This window comes from Pseudomonas sp. A-R-19, assembly GCF_019956575.1.
Classification (GTDB): domain Bacteria; phylum Pseudomonadota; class Gammaproteobacteria; order Pseudomonadales; family Pseudomonadaceae; genus Aquipseudomonas.
The window spans coordinates 20,089-39,613 of record NZ_JAHBDR010000076.1; the positions used below are offsets into that span (position 1 = coordinate 20,089).

At 62.1% G+C, this 19,525-nt stretch carries 14 protein-coding genes; 6 read left to right on the forward strand and 8 right to left on the reverse strand.

Annotated features, from left to right (window positions below):
* Positions 1 to 188: 188 nt before the first annotated feature.
* Positions 189 to 485: a DUF6124 family protein gene (locus KGA88_RS22010; protein ID WP_110661798.1), complete on the reverse strand. Its 297-nt coding sequence runs from the start codon at positions 483 to 485 to the stop codon at positions 189 to 191.
* A 346-nt stretch (positions 486 to 831) separates the two neighbouring features.
* Positions 832 to 1,914 carry a sigma-54 interaction domain-containing protein gene (locus KGA88_RS22015; RefSeq protein WP_223594255.1) on the reverse strand — a complete coding sequence of 361 codons (1,083 nt, stop codon included), beginning with the start codon at positions 1,912 to 1,914 and terminating at the stop codon, positions 832 to 834.
* A 428-nt stretch (positions 1,915 to 2,342) separates the two neighbouring features.
* Here KGA88_RS22015 and KGA88_RS22020 point away from each other — a divergent pair, with 428 nt between their 5' ends.
* From KGA88_RS22020 to KGA88_RS22045, 6 genes are all read left to right on the forward strand, one after another.
* Entirely contained in the window at positions 2,343 to 3,416 is a 1,074-nt protein-coding gene (locus KGA88_RS22020; protein ID WP_223594257.1) for an ABC transporter substrate-binding protein, read from the forward strand.
* 14 nt (positions 3,417 to 3,430) lie between these two features.
* Complete coding sequence (locus KGA88_RS22025; protein WP_110661801.1) at positions 3,431 to 4,654, forward strand: lipase family protein; 1,224 nt, start codon at positions 3,431 to 3,433, stop codon at positions 4,652 to 4,654.
* Positions 4,655 to 4,669: 15 nt separating this feature from the next.
* Positions 4,670 to 5,878 carry an LLM class flavin-dependent oxidoreductase gene (locus tag KGA88_RS22030; protein ID WP_223594260.1) on the forward strand — a complete coding sequence of 403 codons (1,209 nt, stop codon included), beginning with the start codon at positions 4,670 to 4,672 and terminating at the stop codon, positions 5,876 to 5,878.
* A 4-nt stretch (positions 5,879 to 5,882) separates the two neighbouring features.
* Positions 5,883 to 7,469 (forward strand): ABC transporter substrate-binding protein, encoded by a 1,587-nt coding sequence (locus KGA88_RS22035; protein WP_223594262.1) that lies wholly within the window; start codon positions 5,883 to 5,885, stop codon positions 7,467 to 7,469.
* Between the two features lie 146 nt (positions 7,470 to 7,615).
* Positions 7,616 to 10,198 carry a TonB-dependent receptor plug domain-containing protein gene (locus tag KGA88_RS22040; RefSeq protein WP_223594263.1) on the forward strand — a complete coding sequence of 861 codons (2,583 nt, stop codon included), beginning with the start codon at positions 7,616 to 7,618 and terminating at the stop codon, positions 10,196 to 10,198.
* 40 nt (positions 10,199 to 10,238) lie between these two features.
* Positions 10,239 to 11,324 (forward strand): LLM class flavin-dependent oxidoreductase, encoded by a 1,086-nt coding sequence (locus KGA88_RS22045; protein ID WP_223594264.1) that lies wholly within the window; start codon positions 10,239 to 10,241, stop codon positions 11,322 to 11,324.
* 133 nt (positions 11,325 to 11,457) lie between these two features.
* Here the strand turns inward: KGA88_RS22045 and KGA88_RS22050 are convergent, their stop codons facing one another.
* The 6 genes from KGA88_RS22050 to KGA88_RS22075 all read right to left on the reverse strand — a co-directional run bounded on the left by KGA88_RS22050 (position 11,458) and on the right by KGA88_RS22075 (position 18,648).
* Entirely contained in the window at positions 11,458 to 11,916 is a 459-nt protein-coding gene (locus tag KGA88_RS22050) for an REP-associated tyrosine transposase (RefSeq protein ID WP_223594265.1), read from the reverse strand.
* A 229-nt stretch (positions 11,917 to 12,145) separates the two neighbouring features.
* Complete coding sequence (locus tag KGA88_RS22055; RefSeq protein WP_223594267.1) at positions 12,146 to 13,960, reverse strand: dipeptide ABC transporter ATP-binding protein; 1,815 nt, start codon at positions 13,958 to 13,960, stop codon at positions 12,146 to 12,148.
* Complete coding sequence (locus KGA88_RS22060) at positions 13,957 to 14,802, reverse strand: ABC transporter permease (RefSeq protein ID WP_223594269.1); 846 nt, start codon at positions 14,800 to 14,802, stop codon at positions 13,957 to 13,959. The genes KGA88_RS22055 and KGA88_RS22060 overlap by 4 nt, the downstream gene beginning before the upstream one ends.
* A 10-nt stretch (positions 14,803 to 14,812) precedes the next feature.
* Positions 14,813 to 15,874, reverse strand: coding sequence for an ABC transporter permease (locus KGA88_RS22065; RefSeq protein ID WP_223594272.1), 1,062 nt, complete (start codon positions 15,872 to 15,874; stop codon positions 14,813 to 14,815).
* Positions 15,867 to 17,438: an ABC transporter substrate-binding protein gene (locus KGA88_RS22070; RefSeq protein ID WP_223594280.1), complete on the reverse strand. Its 1,572-nt coding sequence runs from the start codon at positions 17,436 to 17,438 to the stop codon at positions 15,867 to 15,869. Before KGA88_RS22070 ends, KGA88_RS22065 begins: the two co-directional genes overlap by 8 nt.
* Positions 17,439 to 17,448: 10 nt before the next feature.
* Positions 17,449 to 18,648 (reverse strand): LLM class flavin-dependent oxidoreductase, encoded by a 1,200-nt coding sequence (locus KGA88_RS22075; RefSeq protein WP_223594284.1) that lies wholly within the window; start codon positions 18,646 to 18,648, stop codon positions 17,449 to 17,451.
* Positions 18,649 to 19,525 lie beyond the last annotated feature (877 nt).

Consider the following 19,525-nt stretch of genomic DNA (forward strand, 5'->3'; position numbering starts at 1 on the left):
AGACACCGCCACACCTGTGGCGAGGGGGCTCGCCCCCGTTGGGTTGCGAAGCAGCCCCAAAATCAGCAATCCCGGTTCTTCAGATGTACCGCATTGACTGGATTTACGACTGCTGCGCAGCCGAACGGGGCGGTGCGGCGTTCCGACAAGCCCCCTCGCCACAGGATTAGTTTCTGCTTCAAAAGTGGCTATCCCGCCGGGTCAAGCCTGTCCAGCGCCCGATTCACCGCCAACTCCCCCAGCATGATCACTTGCGCGATGCCCAGCAGGGTGTTGCGGTGCGTACCTTGCAGAAAACCCGCCAGGTCACTGGCCATGACACTCGCCGAGGCCAGCGACTCACAGGCGTGGGCCAGCAGGGTTTCGATATCGATGTCGGGGTTGATGGTGAACAGGGTGGAGGGTTTGTGCGGGGTGGCCATGATGTGCAAGGCCGGGTTGGGGCAAGCGTCGTTGTCCGGTGGATCGGGGGTAACTTTCAACATGATTCGAACTCCAGAAACTTGGAGCCGTCACCGAATCGCTGCTAAACGAAGGGGTGGCGGCTGTACGCAGGTTAGCAGACCGGGGAGTTACGAAACCGGCGCGCCCGAAGGCGCCCTGCGCACAGCTGCCATCAAGTGCAGGGATGGGGAATACCTGACTGTCTGGACTGCAAATACGCTTCATAACACCCCGGGCTGCTAAACCCGATCACTGGGAATCAGTGACGCGGACCAAGTTACCGATGGCGTCCAACGCGCACAAGCCGGCGGATTCTGGCGTAGCTGTAGGCAATGCCGCAAGGTGTTGTAGCTTGCAGGACGTTACGCCTACAGCCGTTAAACATGCTCACGACTCCCCGACCGACAATGGCTTGTTCAGCTCACCAATCTTTTCCAGCCGCGCCCGAACGATATTGCGGCTGATGTTCAGCAACCGTCCGGTCTGCAACTGGTTGCCATGGCAGAATCGGTAAGCTGCGCGAAAGATGGTCTCCTCGATGTGTTCATACAGGTCTGGAATGTTCTGCTCGAACAAGGCGTTGAGCGCCGCTTCCAGATCTACCGGTCCGGCAACGGCATGGCCCGTTTGCACCGCCTGCTCCTGCTCATGGCGGATGCCCGAGGAGCGCATGTCCACCAGGTGCAGATCCGCCGGAGCGACCCGCTGATTGCGGCAGACCAGCAAGGCATGGTGAATCGAGTTTTCCAGCTCACGGATGTTGCCCGGCCAACTGTGCTCCAGCAGTTTACGTTCCGCCTCGATGCTCAAAGTGGCGCGGTTGTAGCCCAGTCGCTGGCAATGTTCTTCGAGGAAAAACTCAGCCAGCGGCAGGATGTCTCCCGGCCGTTCGCGCAAGGGCGGAAGGCGAATCGTGGCGACGTGCAAACGGTAAAAAAGATCCTCGCGAAAGTGCCCGGCAACCACCGCATCCGCCAGGTTGACGTTGGTCGCGGCCACCAGGCGTACGTTGATTGGAATCGGGGTGCGCGACCCCAGGCGCACCACTTCTCGCTCCTGCAAGACCCGCAGTAACTTGACCTGCATGTTCAACGGCAGATCACCGATTTCATCGAGGAACAGCGTTCCGCCGTTCGCGGCCTCGAACCACCCGGCCTTGGTCGTGGTAGCGCCTGTGAACGCGCCTTTTTCATGGCCGAACAGTTCACTTTCCACCAGGGTTTCGGCAAACGCACCGCAGTTGACGGCAACAAAGGGTTCACGCCCCCTGCGGCTCAGGTGGTGGATATGCCTTGCGACCAGTTCCTTGCCGGTTCCGGTTTCACCAATGATCAGCGTATTGGCTTCACTCGGGGCCAGGCGCTCGATGCGGCTGAGCAGTTCCTGGGAGCGCGGGTCCTTGAACACCAGGACGGTGGCCCGCACCGATTTGGTCAGTTCGCGAGCGTTTGGATGAGTGATCAGCGACATGGTGCATTCCTGGCAGTAAAAGCGCGTGCTCAATAGTGCATGAAGATTGTTAGACTAAATAATTATTAATTAGTATTTGTATATTCCCAATATGAATATGCCAGTCAGTTGTTCCTGCCCTGCTGCCAGAGCAGCAATTGGCAAGCATCACCCTGCTTGCAGATCAGCACCCTGCACTCCTCAGCTCCATCACCCATTCTTCTAGAAGCCCCGATGTACAAGGCCTACAGCCGTGTTTTCGAGCTATGGCATGCAATCTGCTCTGTCCCTCCCACCACTCATAAACTACACGCCCCCCTGTAGGAGCTGGCTTGCTAGCGATGGCGTCCGCAAAAGCGCTGCAAGGCTCGAAGGCCTCATCGCCAGCAAGCCGGCTCCTACAAGGGCAATCGCGTGGTTTTTCGTACAGTCGACTCAGGGAGATTTCAATGAAACGTTTCTGGCGCAACAGTCTGGTCGCATTGACCGGTTTACTGCTCAGTGCCACCGCACTGGCCGAACAGGCACCGGCTTCGGTGAAGATCGCCATCGTTGCCTACACGCAGGGTGGCAAGCCGGTGTTTGGCGGTATCGCCGGCCGAGTGATCGAGGACGGCTGGCTTGAACAGCAGTTGAGCCAGCGCGGCGTGAAGCTGGAGTGGATCGCCCTGCCCCACGCCGGCGCCGGTCCGCAGATCAACGAAGGCTTCAGCAACAACAGCATCGACTTCGCCGTACGCGGCGACCTGCCCTCGGTGATCGCCGGCGCAGGTGGCGTGCCGGGCAAGCTGATTGTCCCGGGTGGCAGCGGCAACAATATCTATCTGGTAGTGCCGGCCGGCTCCGAGGCCAAAAGCATTGAAGACCTCAAGGGCAAGCGCCTGGCCCTGCATCGCGGTCGTCCATGGGAGTTCGCCTTCAGCAACTTCCTCGCCAGCAAGGGCCTGAAGCTCGACGACTTCAAGATCGCCAACCTCAATCCGCAAGTCGGCGCGGCGGCGGTATCCGCCGGCAAAGTGGATGCGGCGGTGCTGCTCAGCGAGGCTTATGCCCTGGAAGACAAAGGCGTGGGCAAGATTATCTGGTCAACCAAGCAAGGTGCCAATGACTGGCGCCTGGTGTCCGATCTCTGGGGTACCGACAGTTTCGTCACACAACATCCGGACATCACTCAGCTACTGGCGACGGCCTGGGTCAAAGCGGCGTGGTGGATTTCCCAGGAACAGAATCAAGACGCCTATTACCAACTTTCCTCCCGTGCCGGCACCGCTGAAAGTGTGCTGCGTCGTGATGACTTGAACGATCCCGTGGCCTGGAAAGAACGCTGGGCACCAAAAAGCGACCAGCAACTCAAGGCGCATTACCAGGCCCTGACCGCCTACGCCCTGGCCAATCACCTGATTCGCGACAACTACGACATCACCCCATCGCTGACCACCGGTTTCACCAACCAGGCGCTGATCGATCTGAAGCTCACCGACTACTGGCCGGCCCTGCGTGGCCAGGTCAGCAACAATCCATGAATAGGGAATTCCTGATGAAACTGCCGCATAAATTCGTCTTCGGCCTGAGTGTCCTGGCGCTGTCCATGAGTGCCATGGCCGCGGGTGCACACGCGCCGAAACCCGATCCGCTGCAAGGTGATGGCCGAGTCTCGGCGTTCTACACCTGGCAAGAGGTGATTCCTGCCACACCGGGCAAGCTTCTGCGCAGCGAGCCATTGGAAAAGACATTGAGCCTGCCCAACGCGGCAAGCGCCCAGCGGATTCTCTATAGCTCCACCGACGGCATTGATAACAAGACCCCGATCGTGGTCTCCGGCACGTTGTTCCTGCCCAAGGGCAAGGCGCCCGCCGGTGGTTGGCCGGTCGCCAGTTGGGGGCACGGCACGGTCGGTGTCGCGGACGTTTGTGCGCCGTCCTGGCAAGGCCGGTCCTATCGCGACGTGCAGTACCTCAGCCGCTGGCTGGACGAAGGTTATGCCATTGTCGCCACCGATTATCAGGGCCTCGGCGTTCCCGGTGGCCACCCGCTGCTGAACAATCGCATGGCCGCCTACGGCATTCTCGATGCGGCCAAGGCCGTGGTCGCCGGTGTTCCGGGGCTGGCCAACAAGGTGCTGATCGTCGGTCAGTCCCAGGGCGGCGCGGGGGCATTCGCCTCGGCGGCCTATGCCCCGACTTATGCGCCCGGCCTCGGCGTCAAAGGCAGCATCGGCACCGGCGTGATTTACACCGTGGGGGCGAAAAACGTCGGTGAACAGGACCCGGACAAAGTCGATGCCTCCCTCGCCTACGGCTTCTACACCTTGCTGGCTGCCCAGCAGTACGACCCAAGCATCAACCCCAGGGATTTCTACACCGACAAGGCCCTGCCACTGTTCGAGCAGGCCCGCACCAGTTGCCTGGCGGCGTTGGTCAGCGACGTGATCGGCGTCGGCCTGACCCCGGCCAATGCGAAAAAAGACTACAAGGGCGACCAGCTTGCCCTGTGGCAGAAACAAGTGTCCTACCCGACGCTGAAACTGGCCCAGCCGATTTTCATCGGCACCGGTGCCGAAGACAAAACCCCGGCGGCCTCGACTCAAGTCGCGCTGATGCAGGACGCCTGCAAAACCGGTTCGGTGGTCGAAGGCCATCTCTACAAAGGGCTGGGCCACAGCGAAACGGTCAACGCCTCGCTCAAGGACTCGGTGCCCTTCGCCCACAAGGTCATCAACGATCAGCCCATCAGCCCGATCTGCAGCCCCACTGTGCAGTGAGACGGAGCCCTCGACATGAGCATTGAATTCTTCACCCGCCTGCCCCTGCATGGCGAAACCCAGTTCCTCCCCGGCGACCCGCGCAACCGTGGCGACTGGCATCGCGGCGGCCCGAGTACCGGCGCGGTCTCGGCGTTCAGCGTCGGTGATCATTTCACCTATATCGATTATCTCGGGCAGATCGCCAAGGCCGCGGAGATCAACGGCTTCGGCGGCGCCCTGATGGTCAACGCCCCTTCGGGCGAAGAACCCTGGACCGTCTGCTCGTTGCTTGCCCGGGAAACCCGCACGCTGAAATTCGTCACGGCGTTCCAGCCCTATCACTACACGCCGTGGGTGGCGGTGCAACAAGCCGCGACCTATCAGCGCGCCACTGGCAATCGCCTGGTCTGGAACATCATCAACGGCGGCTCGGATGCGATTCAGCGCCAGGTCGGCGACTTCAGCGACCACGATGAGCGCTATGAACGGGCCATCGAGTTCATGGACGTGGTCAAGGGCTATTGGCACAACGAGAACTTCCACTACGAGGGCAAGTTCTACAAGGCCGAAGGCGGTGGTTTGCGCGGGCCATTGAAGAAGGCCGAGCTGCCGCTGATCTGCACCGCCGGTTCATCGATCCCGGCCCGGGAGTTCGCGGCCAAACACGCCGACTTCTACCTGATGCGCGCCGAGCATCCGGATGAAATTGCCGCGCTGATTGCCGATATTCGCGAGCGTGCCCTGAAGTACGGGCGCACCGACATTCGCTTCGGTTTGTCGATCGACGTCATCACCCGGGAGACCGAGGAACTGGCCCGCACCGAAGCCAAGCGTTTCTTCGACGAAGGCATCGCCAGGGGCGCGGTCAAGGCTGTGGCGGCCCATGCCGGTCTGCGCACCGCGCGCAAGCTCAGCTACGAAAACGAATTCGCGCAAAAGGCCGAGACCCAGGGCTTCGACGACTTCTTCATCCACCCCAACGTCTGGACCGGTTTCGGCTACATAGGCATTCCGCCCGGTTGCGCGCTGGTGGGCAGCTACGAAAATGTCGTGGCGCGAATTCGCGAGTACAACGCCATCGGCATCGACCTGTTCTTCCTCGCCGGCTACCCGCACCTGGAAGAAGCCTATCGCCTGGGCGAACACATCCTCCCGCACTTTCGCACTGAGCGCGTCCAACTGAGTCGCCCGTCAGAAGCGCCGCTGGAGCTGCGTTCCGCCAACGGCCCGGCCGGAGCCTGATGCCATGAGCGACGATCACTCATTATTCAGCCGCCGGGATTTTCTCGGCCACAGCGCGCTGCTGGGCGGTGGGTTGCTGCTCGGTGGCGGACTGCTCACCGGCTGCGGTCCGAGCGACGACAAACCGGCCGTGGCCGTCGCCACCGACGACAAGCCGCGTTACGGCGGACGTCTGCGCCTGGGCATTCTCGACGGTAACCAGAGCGGTAACCTCGACGCGCACAAGCCCATCGGCAGCGGCATCGTTCGCGGCTTTGCGCTGTACAGCAAGCTGTGGGAGTGGGACGAACAGATGCAGCCGCGCCTGGCCCTGGCCGAGTTCGCCGAACCCAACGCCGATGCCAGCAGTTGGACCCTGCGCCTGCGCCCGGACCTGGAGTTCCACCATGGCAAGACCATCGATGCCGATGACCTGATTTTCTCCATCCGCCGCCTCACCGACCCGCAGCTGGCCTCGCCCTATGCCGCGCTGTTGCACTGGGTAGACCGCGACAACCTGGTCAAGCTCGATTCACGCACCGTGCGCCTGAACTTTCGTGAAGGCCGCAGCTACATGCCGCTGGCGGAGACCTGGGTCAACTTTGGCGGGATCGTACCGGTGGACTATCACCCGGTGTCCAACCCGGTGGGCGCCGGCCCCTACAAACTGAAAAGCTTCACTCCCGGCCAGCGTTCGCTGTTCACGCGGTTCGAGAACTACTACAAGGACGGCAAGCCCTACGCCGATGAGCTGGAAATCATCGACTTCAAGGATCAGGTTTCGCGCCTGGCGGCCCTGCGTTCCGGACAGATCGACATGGCCAACGTGATGCCCACCGAACAGCTGGAGGTACTGCAGCGCGATCCACGACTCAAAGTAGTCAAATCGGTGACCGGCAACTGGCTGTCGTTCGACATGAACCTCGACAAACCGCCATTCAACGACCCACGGGTACGCGAGGCATTTCGCCTGTTGGCTGACCGGGAGGAACTGGTGCGCCGGGCGCTCAACGGTCAGGGACGCGTGGCCAATGACCTGTACGCACCCAGCGACCCCACCTTCAACCACACCCTGGGACCGCGCCCTCACGACCCGCAGCGTGCGGCGCAACTGCTCAAGGAAGCCGGGCATGAAAACCTCGAACTGGAACTGGTGACGACCCCGGGGCCGGGGCTGACTTCGGCGCTGGTGCTGGCTGAACAGGCCAAGCGCATTGGCGTGACCCTCAAGGTCAAGCAGGTCGATCTGGCCACTTTTCAGGGACCGCAACGCAACGACTGGACGCTGAGCACCGGCGGCAGCATCGGCGCGCCATTCCTGGCCAGCGCGATTCACACCGACGCGCCGTTTGCCGTATCGAACAAGACCCATTTCAACGATCCGCAGTTCAGCGAATTGTTCCTGGCGGCCATGGCCCAGCCCGACCTGGAAAAGCGCAAGGCCCTGGTCCACCAGGTCCAGCAGATCCAGTACGAACGCGGCGGCATGTTGATCTGGGGTTACGCCGATTTGCTCGACAGCGTGGCCAACCGCGTCGGTGGCGCGGCGGCCGAAGAGTCGCTGTTCAGCACCTGGCGCTTTGAAAAGCTCTGGTTGAGAGACACGGCATAACCAGACACCACTGACCCGTAGGAGCCGGCTTGCTGGCGATGGCAATGGTGGCCGTTATGACGCCATCGCCAGCAAGCCGGCTCCTACAGGGGCGATGTTGGCGTGTTTACGCAATTCAATGAATTTATCTTTCGAGGCACATTTTCATGCCCTCTATCGGCTTCGTTCGTCCTGCTTCTGGCCACGCTCTGGCATTGGTCTTCGTTTCTACCCTGTCGACAGCAACATTTGCCGCCGACACTCAACTGCAAACCGTCACGGTTCAGGCCAGCGCCAGTGATTCCGACGATGACGCCCTGCCCACCCGGCCGGAGTCTTCGATCTATGGAGGCATCGAAACCAAGGTGCTCGACACCCCGCGTTCGATCTCTCAGATCAATGCCGAACAGCTGGCCGACGACCCGATCCGCAGTGCCGACGACCTAGTCAAGTACGCACCCGGCATCACTCGCGGCGGCGGCCAGAACGCCGGGATCGCGCCGCAATTTCGCGCCCAGGGCTCTGAAGTATTCCAGGACGGTCAGCGGGCTTATGGTGTGCGGCACCCGGCCAACTTCAACGCCTATGAAGGCGCCGACATTGTCGCCGGTCCGTCCTCGGTGACCTACGGCTCGGTGTCGGGCAGTGGCGGTTACGTCAATTACCTGAGCAAAAAGCCGAACTTCAATGAATTCAAGACCAGGCTCAGCGGCGAGGTGGGCAGTTGGGTGCCTGACGGTGAATCCCGCGACGCGACAAAATTCAGCGTCGACAACACCGGGCCACTGAGTGACAACCTGGCTTACCGGATCAGCATCACCAAACAACGTCAGGAAGACTTCTACGACAACGTCGACAACAACTTCGACGCGTTCTACGGCGCCTTGGCCTGGCGCAATGACAGCGTGCGCGTCGACTGGAATGCCAGTTACGACGACTACTACGACTACAACATCACCCACGGCTGGAACCGCGCCAACCAGGAACTGGTGGACAGCGGCAAGTATTACGCCGGACGGGCCACGCCGATCATCCAGAACGGCAACACGCTGTGGTCGCCGGTGCTGGCCTCCGGCGCGGCCGATGCGCCGACCCTGGGCTGGGTCAAACGCCAACGTAATGCCCAAGGGAAATACAGCGTGGTCGACGGCAGTTTCCAGACCACCTCCCCCAACACCCGCAGCAACCCTGGCAGCCTGCGTGGCTGGGTCTACGACCCGTCGCTCGCCGGCAACGGCCTGACCTCCCTGTCGTCACAAACCGGCCAGCGCGATGAGGATGAAAACACTTCGCGACGCTTCACCACGCAACTGCGAGTGGAGGCTGATCTGACGCCGACCATCACCCTGGCCAACAACACGTTTTACCAGCGCTCGCGGGACATGACCGACGCCGTTGGGTCTTTCCAGGTGCAGTCCAAGGACAATATTTTCGATAACCGCTTCGAGTTTCGCTCGCGCAACGAAACGCAGCTGGGCGGCCTGACCCTGCGTGATGACAGCAACACAGGGCTGATCTACCGCCGCGAGCTCAACCAGTCGATCGCCGCCAATAACAGTTTCGGCTCAACCATCAATGCCTATGACCTGACCCAGGACCCTTCGGGCAAGAACCCGGGGAGCCTTCTGGGGCTGACCGGCTCCAACCCGGCCGGCGGCAACGGTGCCTGGATCGGCCAGGCTGGCGTACCACAGTTTTCCAACCTCTACGGCTGGCTGAACCTGCCGCCGATGTACCCGGCCGGCCATGGCTTGTACGCAGAGTCCGTCGCGCCCTACACCGCTGAAAGTACCTGGACCACCCAGACATTGTTCACCCAGCACAACCTGCGATGGGGTGAGCGTGTCGGCCTGAACATCGGCGCGAGCCGCAGCTGGATCGATGCCGAAATCGATAACCCGTTCGTGCTCGCCGGTGGCAATCCGCGCAAGGACAGTGACAACTACCGACTGTTTGCCTTTCAGGTCAGCCCCTACATCAAGCCGACCGAAAACAGCACGCTGTACTACACCTTCGATCGCTCCCTGGCCGTCAACACCGGGTTCTTCTCCAATGGCCTTGGCTGGGGCAGCGGCGCGGGCGCGAATTTGCTCAATCCGTTGGCGTTCGAAAGCCTGAGTGTCTTGCACGAAGTCGGGTTGAAAGTCGAAGCCGTGCCCAACGAGTTGTTCATGAGCCTGGCAGCGTTCAAGCAGGAGCGGGATCAATCACCCGACAGCAACAACAACATCGCGCGACTGGTGATCAAGGGCGTGGAGTCGACCATTCGCTACCAGCCTGACGATCACCTGCGCACGGCGTTGAACCTTACGAAACTCACCGCCTACAACGAGTTCGCCTCCCAGGCCGGTTTTGCCTCGGCCGGCTTCATCCCCGACAACGGCACGGTGTTTGGTGACAACAACAGCCTCAACCAGCGGCCTTCGGGGCGTTTTGATGCGGTGCAGATTCCCGAATACACCGCCAGCGGCTACGTCGACTATCGCTTCGATTCAGGCTTTGGTGCCGAGCTGTCCGGGTGGTGGACCAGTAGCTGGTACCTGAACCTGAGCAAGACCGTGAAGGTCCCGGACGAGTACAACCTCGACCTCGCGGTTTACTACCGCCAGCCGCAGTGGAGCACCACCTTGCGCGTGCTCAACCTGACCAACGAACTGAATTTCGTCAGTGGCCTGGCCGGCTCCACCAACACCTTCCTGCAACCCATGCCCGGCCGCACGTTGCTGGCCCAGGTGGATTACCAGTTCTAAGCCAGCGGCCTGCCCGCTTACCGCAATCAGGAGTGTTCCCATGTCCATTGAATTCGTCGGCATGATTTTCCCCCGCCAGTGGTCCGAGACCCGAGGTGTTCGCAGCCCGGATTTCGATCTGGAGTTTATCCGTCACCACGCCCGTGCCCACGAGCACGCCGGCTTCGACCGGGTGCTGATCGCCAGCGGCCCGGGCAGCGCGGATAGTTTGCAGATCGCCGCCTACGCCGCCGCACATACCGAACGCCTGGGGTTCATGATCGCCCACCGCCCGGCCCTCACCGCCCCGACCGTCGCCGCCAGGGCCTTTGCGACACTGGATCACACCACGGGCGGCGGACGGATTCGCCTGCATGCCATTACCGGCATCACCGCCGAACCCCAGGAAGGCGACTTCCTGCTGGACAAGACAGAGCGCTACAAACGTACCGATGAGTACCTGGAAATCGTCCGGCGCACCTGGACCGCGGAAGAACCATTCGACTTCGAAGGGCAGTACTTCAACATCAAGGGTGCCTTCTCGCCGGTCAAGCCGTTGCAGCAGCCGCACATTCCGATCTCCTTCGGCGGGTCTTCGGATATCGCCTATCAGATCGCGGTCAAGCACGCGGACCTGTATGCCTTGTGGGGTGAGCCTTTGAGCGGTGTCGCCGAGCAGATCGGCAAACTGCGCGCAGCCGCCAGCGCGGCGGGCGTGGAGGCGCCGAGGGTCAGCCTGTCCGTGCGCTTGATCCTGGGCGCGACCGAGGAACTGGCATGGCAACGGGCGCAACAGATCCTCGATCAGATCAAGGCCAACCCACAGTTTGCCGCCGGCAGCCCCTGGCAAAAACGCATCAAGGGCACCGGCTCCGAACGCTTGCTTGCCGCCGCCGCGGCGGGTGATCGTCATGACCGTGCGCTATGGATGCCCACCGCCACCGCCGTCGGTGCCTACGGCGACACCACCGCCCTGGTCGGCACCCCGGAAACCGTGGCTCAGGCCTTGCTCGACTACGTCGACCTGGGAGTGAGCACATTTCTCAACCGTGGCTACGATCCGCTGTACGACACGGTTGATTACGGACGCTGGATCATCCCGGCGGTGCGCGAAGAGGCACGCCGTCGAAAGGCGCGTGTGGCATAAGTACGACGCAATATTAACCAACGCCATCGCCAGCAAGCCGGCTCCTACGGGTTCGGGTGTGCCAACATAATATCGGCACACCCACGATCTGTAGGAGCCGGCTTGCTGGCGATGGCGTCACAACGGCCACCACCTACAGCCATTTGGCATCCCACAAAGAATAATCGTGCACGCGCCTCACCAAGCCCGCACGTAACGGATTGGCAACGATGTATCGGGCCACAGCCTGTAAATCCTCTTCCCGTCGAATTGCACGGTCGTGAAAACCTCTCTGCCATACCGGTCCCCTACGGTTCAAAGACGCATTTATCACCTGGGCGCTGCGGGATTTGGTGGCGAGCATCAGCGCCGGTAACGTGCTGTTCTTCAGTTCGACCAGCCAATGGAAATGGTCGGGCATTACCACCCAAGCGAGTGAGTCGGCCCATTCTTCTGTCTGGGCCTGGCGAAATTGATCCACCACCAGGCGCCCCACACGCCAATCGGCAAATAGCGGATCACGGTGATGAGTGACGGCAGTGAGCAAATAGATTTGTCCGGATTGGGAATAACGTCCGGTGCGAAGCCGATTGGCGTGAGGAAGATCAGGCAATCCATTGCCCTCCTGTGTTCGAGACCGAAACACAAGGCTAGTGCGCCAGAATCAGGAACGTCGTCAAAGTCTGGTTCTGGATGTGACAGTACGACCGCCATCGCCAGCAAGCCGGCTCCTACGGGTTCGGGTGTGCCAACATAATATCGGCACACCCACGATCTGTAGGAGCCGGCTTGCTGGCGATGGCGGCATGACGTTCACCGCCGAATCGCTGACAAACCAGCACCTACAAAACGCCGCCCGCCAACGTCGGCGAGTTCTCCAGCAATGTGCGTGTATACGCCGCCTGCGGTTGATCCAGCACCTGATCCACCCGCCCCTGTTCCACCACACGACCGGACTTCAATACCAACACCCGGTCGGCGATGGCGCGGACCACGCCCAGGTCATGGGTGACGAACAGCAGCGTCAGTCCTTCCCCTTGCAATTGCCGCAACAGCGCCAGGATCGACGCCTGTACCGATACATCCAGGGCCGAGGTGATTTCGTCGCAGATCAACAGCCGTGGCTCGCAGACCAACGCCCGGGCAATCGCTACGCGCTGGCGCTCACCACCAGACAAGCTGTGGGGATACAGATCCGCCACCGAGGCCGGCAACGAAACCCGCTTGAGCACAGCGTGCACGCGCTCCCGTGCGGCAGCGCCCTTGATCCCGAAGAAATGCTCCAGAGGCGCACTCAGTGTCTGCAAAACACTTTGTCGGGGGTTCAACGCCCGGTATGGATTCTGGAAGATGTACTGGATCTGATGCCGTTGCGCCCCGTCACGCTGGCGCGCCGACAGGCTCAACAAACCGCCCGCGTAAAGCAGTTCGCCCTCGGCGTTTTCCCCCAACCCGGCAACGGCGCGCGCCAGGCTGGTCTTGCCCGAACCCGACTCGCCCACCAGCGCGAGGCACTCCCCGGCAGCCACGTGCAGGGAAACATCGAACAGTACCTGGCGGTCGTAGGCCACGTTCAGGTCCTTGATCTGCAACAGTGGCGTGCGCTCCACCGAGTCGGTGACTGGTGCAACGGACGCTTGGGCAACCCGTTGCAAGGGTTGCAGATGCGGGGCCAGGCAGGCCACCCGCTGCTGTGATGACAGGGCCTGCAATTGCGGCTCGAGCACCGAGCACGCCGCGACGCGACGGGGGCACCGAGGCGCGAAGGCACACCCTTGTGGTCGTTGCCCCGGTGCCGGCGCATGCCCCGCAATCGCCGGCAAATCCCGGCGTTGCGCCACATCGGGAATCGCCGCCAGCAACCCTCGGGTATAGGGATGAGCCGGCTGATGGAACAGCATTTCGCGCTGTGCAACCTCGACGATACGCCCGGCATACATCACCATCACCCGGTCCACCAGGTCCTTGATCACCGCCAGGTCATGGGACACATACACCGCAGCGATACCCAGGCTTTTGCACAACCGGCGCAGGGTGGCGAGGATGTGGGCCTGGGTGGTGACGTCCAGTGCTGTCGTCGGCTCATCGAGGACGATCAATGCCGGACGCAAGACAAAGGCCAGTGCCAACATCACCCGTTGCTGCTGTCCGCCGGACAGTTGATGGGGAAAGCGTCGCAGGAACTGCGCATCGTCGGGCAGACCGACATCACGCAAGGTCTCGAGGATGCGCTGCTGTTGAGCGGCACGGTCCAGTTCAATCTGATGGGCACCCAGGGTTTCGCGCAGCAAACTGCCGATTCGCAGTGCCGGATTCAGGGCGGTCGCCGGGTCCTGGGCGACGTAACCGATCAGGCTGCCCCGGGCCCGGCGCAGGTCTTCGCCCTGCAGCGTCAGCAGCGATTGACCGGACACTTCGACTTCCCCGCCGACGATCCGCGCGCCCCTTCGGGCATGGGCCAGCAAGGCAGTGGCCAGGGTGGTCTTGCCCGACCCGGATTCCCCGACCAGCCCGAGAATTTCTCCGGCCTCAAGGCTGAAGGTCACGCCGGACAGCACATCGATCTGTTCCGACAACTCGACCCGCAAGTCCCGAACCTGCAACACGTGCGTCTTCACCACAGGGGAGCGTGACTCGATTCCGGCAATGGCGTTCATGGCTGTTTTTCTCCGATCCGTGAGCTGCTGCGCCCAATGCCTTCGGCCAGAATGTTGGTGCCATAGGCGAAGATGCCAATCAGGATGGCCGGCGCCAACACCGCCCAGGGCTGAACCAGCAACCCCGCTTGATTCTCGTTGATCATCAGCCCCCAATCAGCAGTCGGCGGCGCCACGCCGTAACCGAGAAAACTCAGCCCCGAGAGCATGCCCACGCCCCAGGTCAGCATGTTGCCGAAGTGCACCAGCAGCGGCGTGAGGATATTGGGCAGGATCTCCTTGAACAGAATCCGCCGCCTGGAATACCCCATCATCTGCGCGGCCTCGACGAACTCCTGCCCCGCCACCACCACCGCGCTGCCACGGGCCAGGCGAATGACGCCGGGGGTGAATGCAATGGCCACGGTCAGCACGATCAGCCAGGGCGCGCGACCCAGCATGGAGACGATCAACAACACCAGGATCAGGTCGGGAAACGCCAGTGACACATCTGCCAGCCAGGTAATCAGTTGATCCAGCCGACGCCGGGAGAACCCCGCCAACAGGCCCAGGGTGCTACCCGCCAACAGCGCAATCGAGGCGGCCGCCAATGACATCCACAGCACCGACACGCCGCCGCTGAGCAAGCGCGACAACACGTCGTGTCCGAGAAAGTCATAACCCAGCAACGCCGCCGCCACGGGGGCGCCATACACCGGGCCGACCATCTCCGTCGGGCTGTGGGGCGCCAGCCATGGGCCCAGTAACGCAAGCAGGACCACCAGCGAAGTGATCAGCGCGCCCTTGCGGGTTTGCGGTTCATCCAGCCACCTGTGCCAACGAAGGCCTCGCGAATCAGTCATGCATAACCTCTCAAGGAGCCTTGGATGGGGAGCGTCGCCACCAGGGCTGGATGCCCCGGCGGTTGCGTCGAATCATGGTGACCCGGCGGGCGGTACGCAGTTTCGGTGTCAGCATCACGGTCAGCAGATCGGCGAACAGGTTGATCAGCACCACGCCCAGCGTGATCAACAGCACGATGGCCTGGACCATCGGCAAATCACGCATCTGGATCGCCGAGTTCAGCGAGGTGCCGATGCCCGGGTAACTGAAGATCACCTCCGCGAGCAGCGCCCCGCCGATCAGGGTGCGCAGGGTCAGGGCCACGCCCTGGATGGCCGGAATGAGCGCATTGGGCAACGTGTGGCGCCAGACGATTCGCCATTCGGGAATGCCCCGCAACCTGGCGGCGATGACGTAATCGGACTCCAGCGCTTCGATCATCGACGCCCGCACCATGCGGGTCAGGTACGGCAGCGCCGACAGACTCAGGGCCAGCACCGGCAACACCAGAAACTGCAACTGGCGCAGCAGGGACTTGTCCGGATCAAGGATCGACACCGCTGGCAGCACGTCCATGTGGGGCATGGAAAACAGCAAGACCAGGCCAATGGCCAACAGAAACCCCGGGGTGGCCTTGAGAAAAATCAACAACGACAGGCTCCAGCGATCCAGGCGACTGTCACGCCGCAAGGCCAGTGACACGCCGAGCAGCAACGCCACGGGCACCACCAGCGCAATCACTCCGGCGAGCAGCGCCAACGTGTAGCCAAAGCGCCCGAACAGGATGTTGCCCACCGGCACATTGGAGTCCAGCGACACTCCCAGTTCGCCACTCAGGGCATGTCCCAGCCAACGCAGGTACTGCTCGATGATCGGCCGGTCCAGGCCCAACTGGCGTTGCAGGGTGAGGATGCTTTCCAGCGGTGCATCGGGCCCCAGGATCACCCTCGCCGGGTCCGAGGGCAGCGCCTGGGTGGCAATGAACACCACCAGGCTGATGACCCACGCCGTCAGCAGGCCATAGCCCAACCGCCCGATGAACCACGACAGCCAGGCCGGTGTGCGTGGGGGTTTGCAGGACGGATCAGACATGGTTCACCCACATTTCATCGAAACGCCAGGAGGCGAACGTCGTCTGTTCGGGTGCCAGTCCACCGACCCGCACGGAAGCAGCGTCCAGCACATCATTGAAGCCCCAGATCAACAGACCGCCACGCTCGTGTTGAATGCTTTGCGCTTCATGCACCAGCACTTTGCGCCGTTCCAGATCAGGCTGCGCCAACGCCTGTTGGTACAACGAAGTGAAACGCTCATCGTGGAAGTTACTGCGGTTGTAGATGGCCTGGGGTGCGTCGTTGTGCAGCGCCGAAGCCAGGAACCCCCGAGCCGGGGTGGAGCCTGGCGATAACAGCCAGTTTTCCCGTTGCGGACCATTGAACACCGAGCCATCGACCTGGGTGACCTTGATCTCGACCCCGGCCTTCTTCGCCTGTTGGGCGAACACCAGCGCCGCATTGACGCCAGGTCCCGGTGTGGTGGTCAGCTCCACCCGCAAATCGTTCTGCCCGGCCTGGCGCAACAGCGACCGCGCCTGCTCCAGGTCGTACGGACGCTGGGCAATGCTGTGGTTGTACGTCGGGTCATGGGGCGAATACAGGTCATTGGCGATCCGCCCGAAACCATTGAGCCCACGCTCGACCAGCTCTTGACGATCGGCCAGCAGACGAAATGCCTGGCGCACTCGCTGATCCTGGAACGGTGCCTTGGCCAGGTTCAGGTTGAATCCGGTAAACGAAGTGCTCGGCGATGCGTACAACTTCAGTCGTGCGTCAGCCTTGAGCAGCGCGCTATGTTCAGCCTGCACGCCGCTGGCGACATCGATTTGCCCGGCGCGCAGGGCCGCAGCGCGGGACACCTGATCCTTGAACTCGATGATTTCCAGCTCATCGGCATAGGGTTGACCGGGTTTGTAGTAGTTTTCGAAACGCTGGTAGAGCGAGCGCTGACCGGGGATGAAACTTTTCAGTTTGTACGGCCCGGCGCCGACCGGATTGGTGACGGGGTCGTAATCGGTCGGCACGATGCCGCCGAAACTGATCAGGGTTTCATCCAGGGGATAGAAGCTTTGGCCTTCCTTGAAGCGAATCTCGATGGTGCGTTCGTCCAGTTTGCGCAAGGCGTTGCGGTCGATCGCCCCCACCAGGCCGGCAAATGGCGACGCCAGTTTCGGGTCCGTCAGGCGCAGGATCGAGAACAGCATGTCGTCGGCGCCGATGCTCTTGCCGTGGTGAAACTCCAGCCCCGGCTTGATGCGAATGGTCCAGGCGCTGGCATCGGCATTGGGCTCGGCAAACTCCGCCAGGGCCAGGCGCGTGCTGACGTCGGTGTTCCATTCCCAGAACTTGCTGTACAGCGCCCAGCCGCGAATGATCCCGCCGCCCACCGGTTTGTGCGCATCGAGGTTGCCCGATTGATCGCCGTCGATAATGCCGACCCGCAAGCGCCCGCCCCGGACAGGTGTGCTGGACAACGTCGCGGTGCCACCGGTGGCCGCTCCACTGTCGCAGCCGGTGAGCAGGCTGCTGCCCAGTATCAGGCCACCGCCGACCGCCAGGCCGTTGCCGAGAAACCTGCGACGGGAAAATCCTTCACTCATGCCAGACTCCTCAGGCCCGTTCGACCACGTTGGTGCGTTGCGGCGCTGGCGTGTCGGCGCGCAGGCGCGGCACGTCGAAACCGTGATCGAGGTCGAGCAACGGGAACAGCAGGTCCGCGACCCGGTGTGCTTCATCGATCAGCGGAAAACCCGAGAGAATGAACGCTGACGTGCCCTGTGCTTCGTACTCGCGAATCCGCTCGGCAACCTGCTCGGCGCTGCCCACCAGATAAGTGCCAGCGGCTGGACCGAGGATGTTGAAGCCGAACAGGCTCGGACCGAGCCAGACGTTGGGGTAGATCTCCAGGTCGCGAGCCTTGGGCAGGCGACCTGCACGGACGGCGTCGACGTTGCGCTGGATTTGCGGGTCGTCGCTGTGGAAGCTGTCCAGGGTTTCGCCGGGGGGCAGTTGCCGTTCGATGGCCGTGCGTGCGGTTTGCAGCGAGGTGCGCTGCAAGAGTTTTTCGGCGTGGGCCCAGGCTTCCTCTTCGGTCTCACGGACGATGATTTGCAGACGCGTGCCGAAGGTCAGCTCGCGGCCGATCTTCGCAGCCTCTGCCGCCACTTTGCGGAATTTCTCGCCGAGTTTCGGTGGGGTATTGGCGAAACTCAGGTAAACATCGAGCAACTGCACCGAATGGGCAACGCCGGGCCCCGAGGTGCCGGCGCCCCACAATGGAATGCCGGGTTTCTGTTTGGGCGGATGCCAGCCGCCCAGGGGATGACTGGAAGCAGCCGGTGAGCGCGGGGCGAGCTTGACGTATCGACCGTCATGCCCCGACGTGTCGCCGGCATAGAAGTTCTGGAAGGCGCGCCAGTATTCGAGACTGAAGTCATAGCGCTCATCGTGGGGGTAATGCACGCCAAGCGTGGCCAGGCCGGCGTCGTTGCCGTTGACGACATTGAACAACAGGCGCCCGTTGGAGAATTGATCGAAGGTCAGCGCCCACTTGGCCAGCACCGCCGGCGACAATTCGCCGGGATGTTGCGCCACCAGAAAACGCAAACGCTGGGTGGCATCGATCAACGCGGCCGAGACAGCCAGGCTTTCGTTGGGGCTGGAGCCCAGCAACGAACCGTAATACCCCAGGCGATCACTGGCCACGGCCAGTTGCTTCAAATGCTCGAAATCGGTTTTCCAGCGCCCTTCGGGCTCCCACGGATAGGGTCCGTCGGGGGTGGTGAGGTACCAGAGGATTTTTACAGCCATGGTGGTATTCCTTGAGTTGTGTATCGACCTTGCGACCGCCATCGCTGGCAAGCCAGCTCCTACAGTTCAATGTTGCGAACACGCCCCTGTAGGAGCCGGCTTGCTGGCGATGGCGCCTTCGAACCTTGCGCCAACCTCACGACCACCATCGCTGGCAAGCCAGCTCCTACAGTTCAATCTTGCGAATACGCCCCTGTAGGAGCCGGCTTGCTGGCGAAGGGGCCCTCGGGCCTTGCGCCAACCTCACGACCGCCATCGCTGGCAAGCCAGCTCCTACAGTTCAATCTTGCGAACACGCCCCTGTAGGAGCCGGCTTGCTGGCGATGGCGCCTGCGGGGCTTGCGCCAACCTCACGACCGCCATCGCTGGCAAGCCAGCTCCTACAGTTCAATCTTGCGAACACGCCCCTGTAGGAGCCGGCTTGCTGGCGATGGCGCCTGCGGGGCTTGCGCCAACCTCACGACCGCCATCGCTGGCAAGCCAGCTCCTACAGTTCAATCTTGCGAACACGCCCCTGTAGGAGCCGGCTTGCTGGCGATTGGGCCCTCGGACCTTGCGCCAACCTCACGACCGCCATCGCTGGCAAGCCAGCTCCTACAGTTCAATCTTGCGAACACGCCCCTGTAGGAGCCGGCTTGCTGGCGATGAGGCCCTCGGACCTTGCGCCAACCTCACGGCCGCCATCGCTGGCAAGCCAGCTCCTACAGTTCAATGTTGCGAATACGCCCTCGTAGGAGCCGGCTTGCTGGCGATTGGGCCCTCGGACCTTGCGCCAACCTCACGACCGCCATCGCTGGCAAGCCAGCTCCTACAGTTCAATCTTGCGAACACGCCCCTGTAGGAGCCGGCTTGCTGGCGATGAGGCCCTCGGACCTTG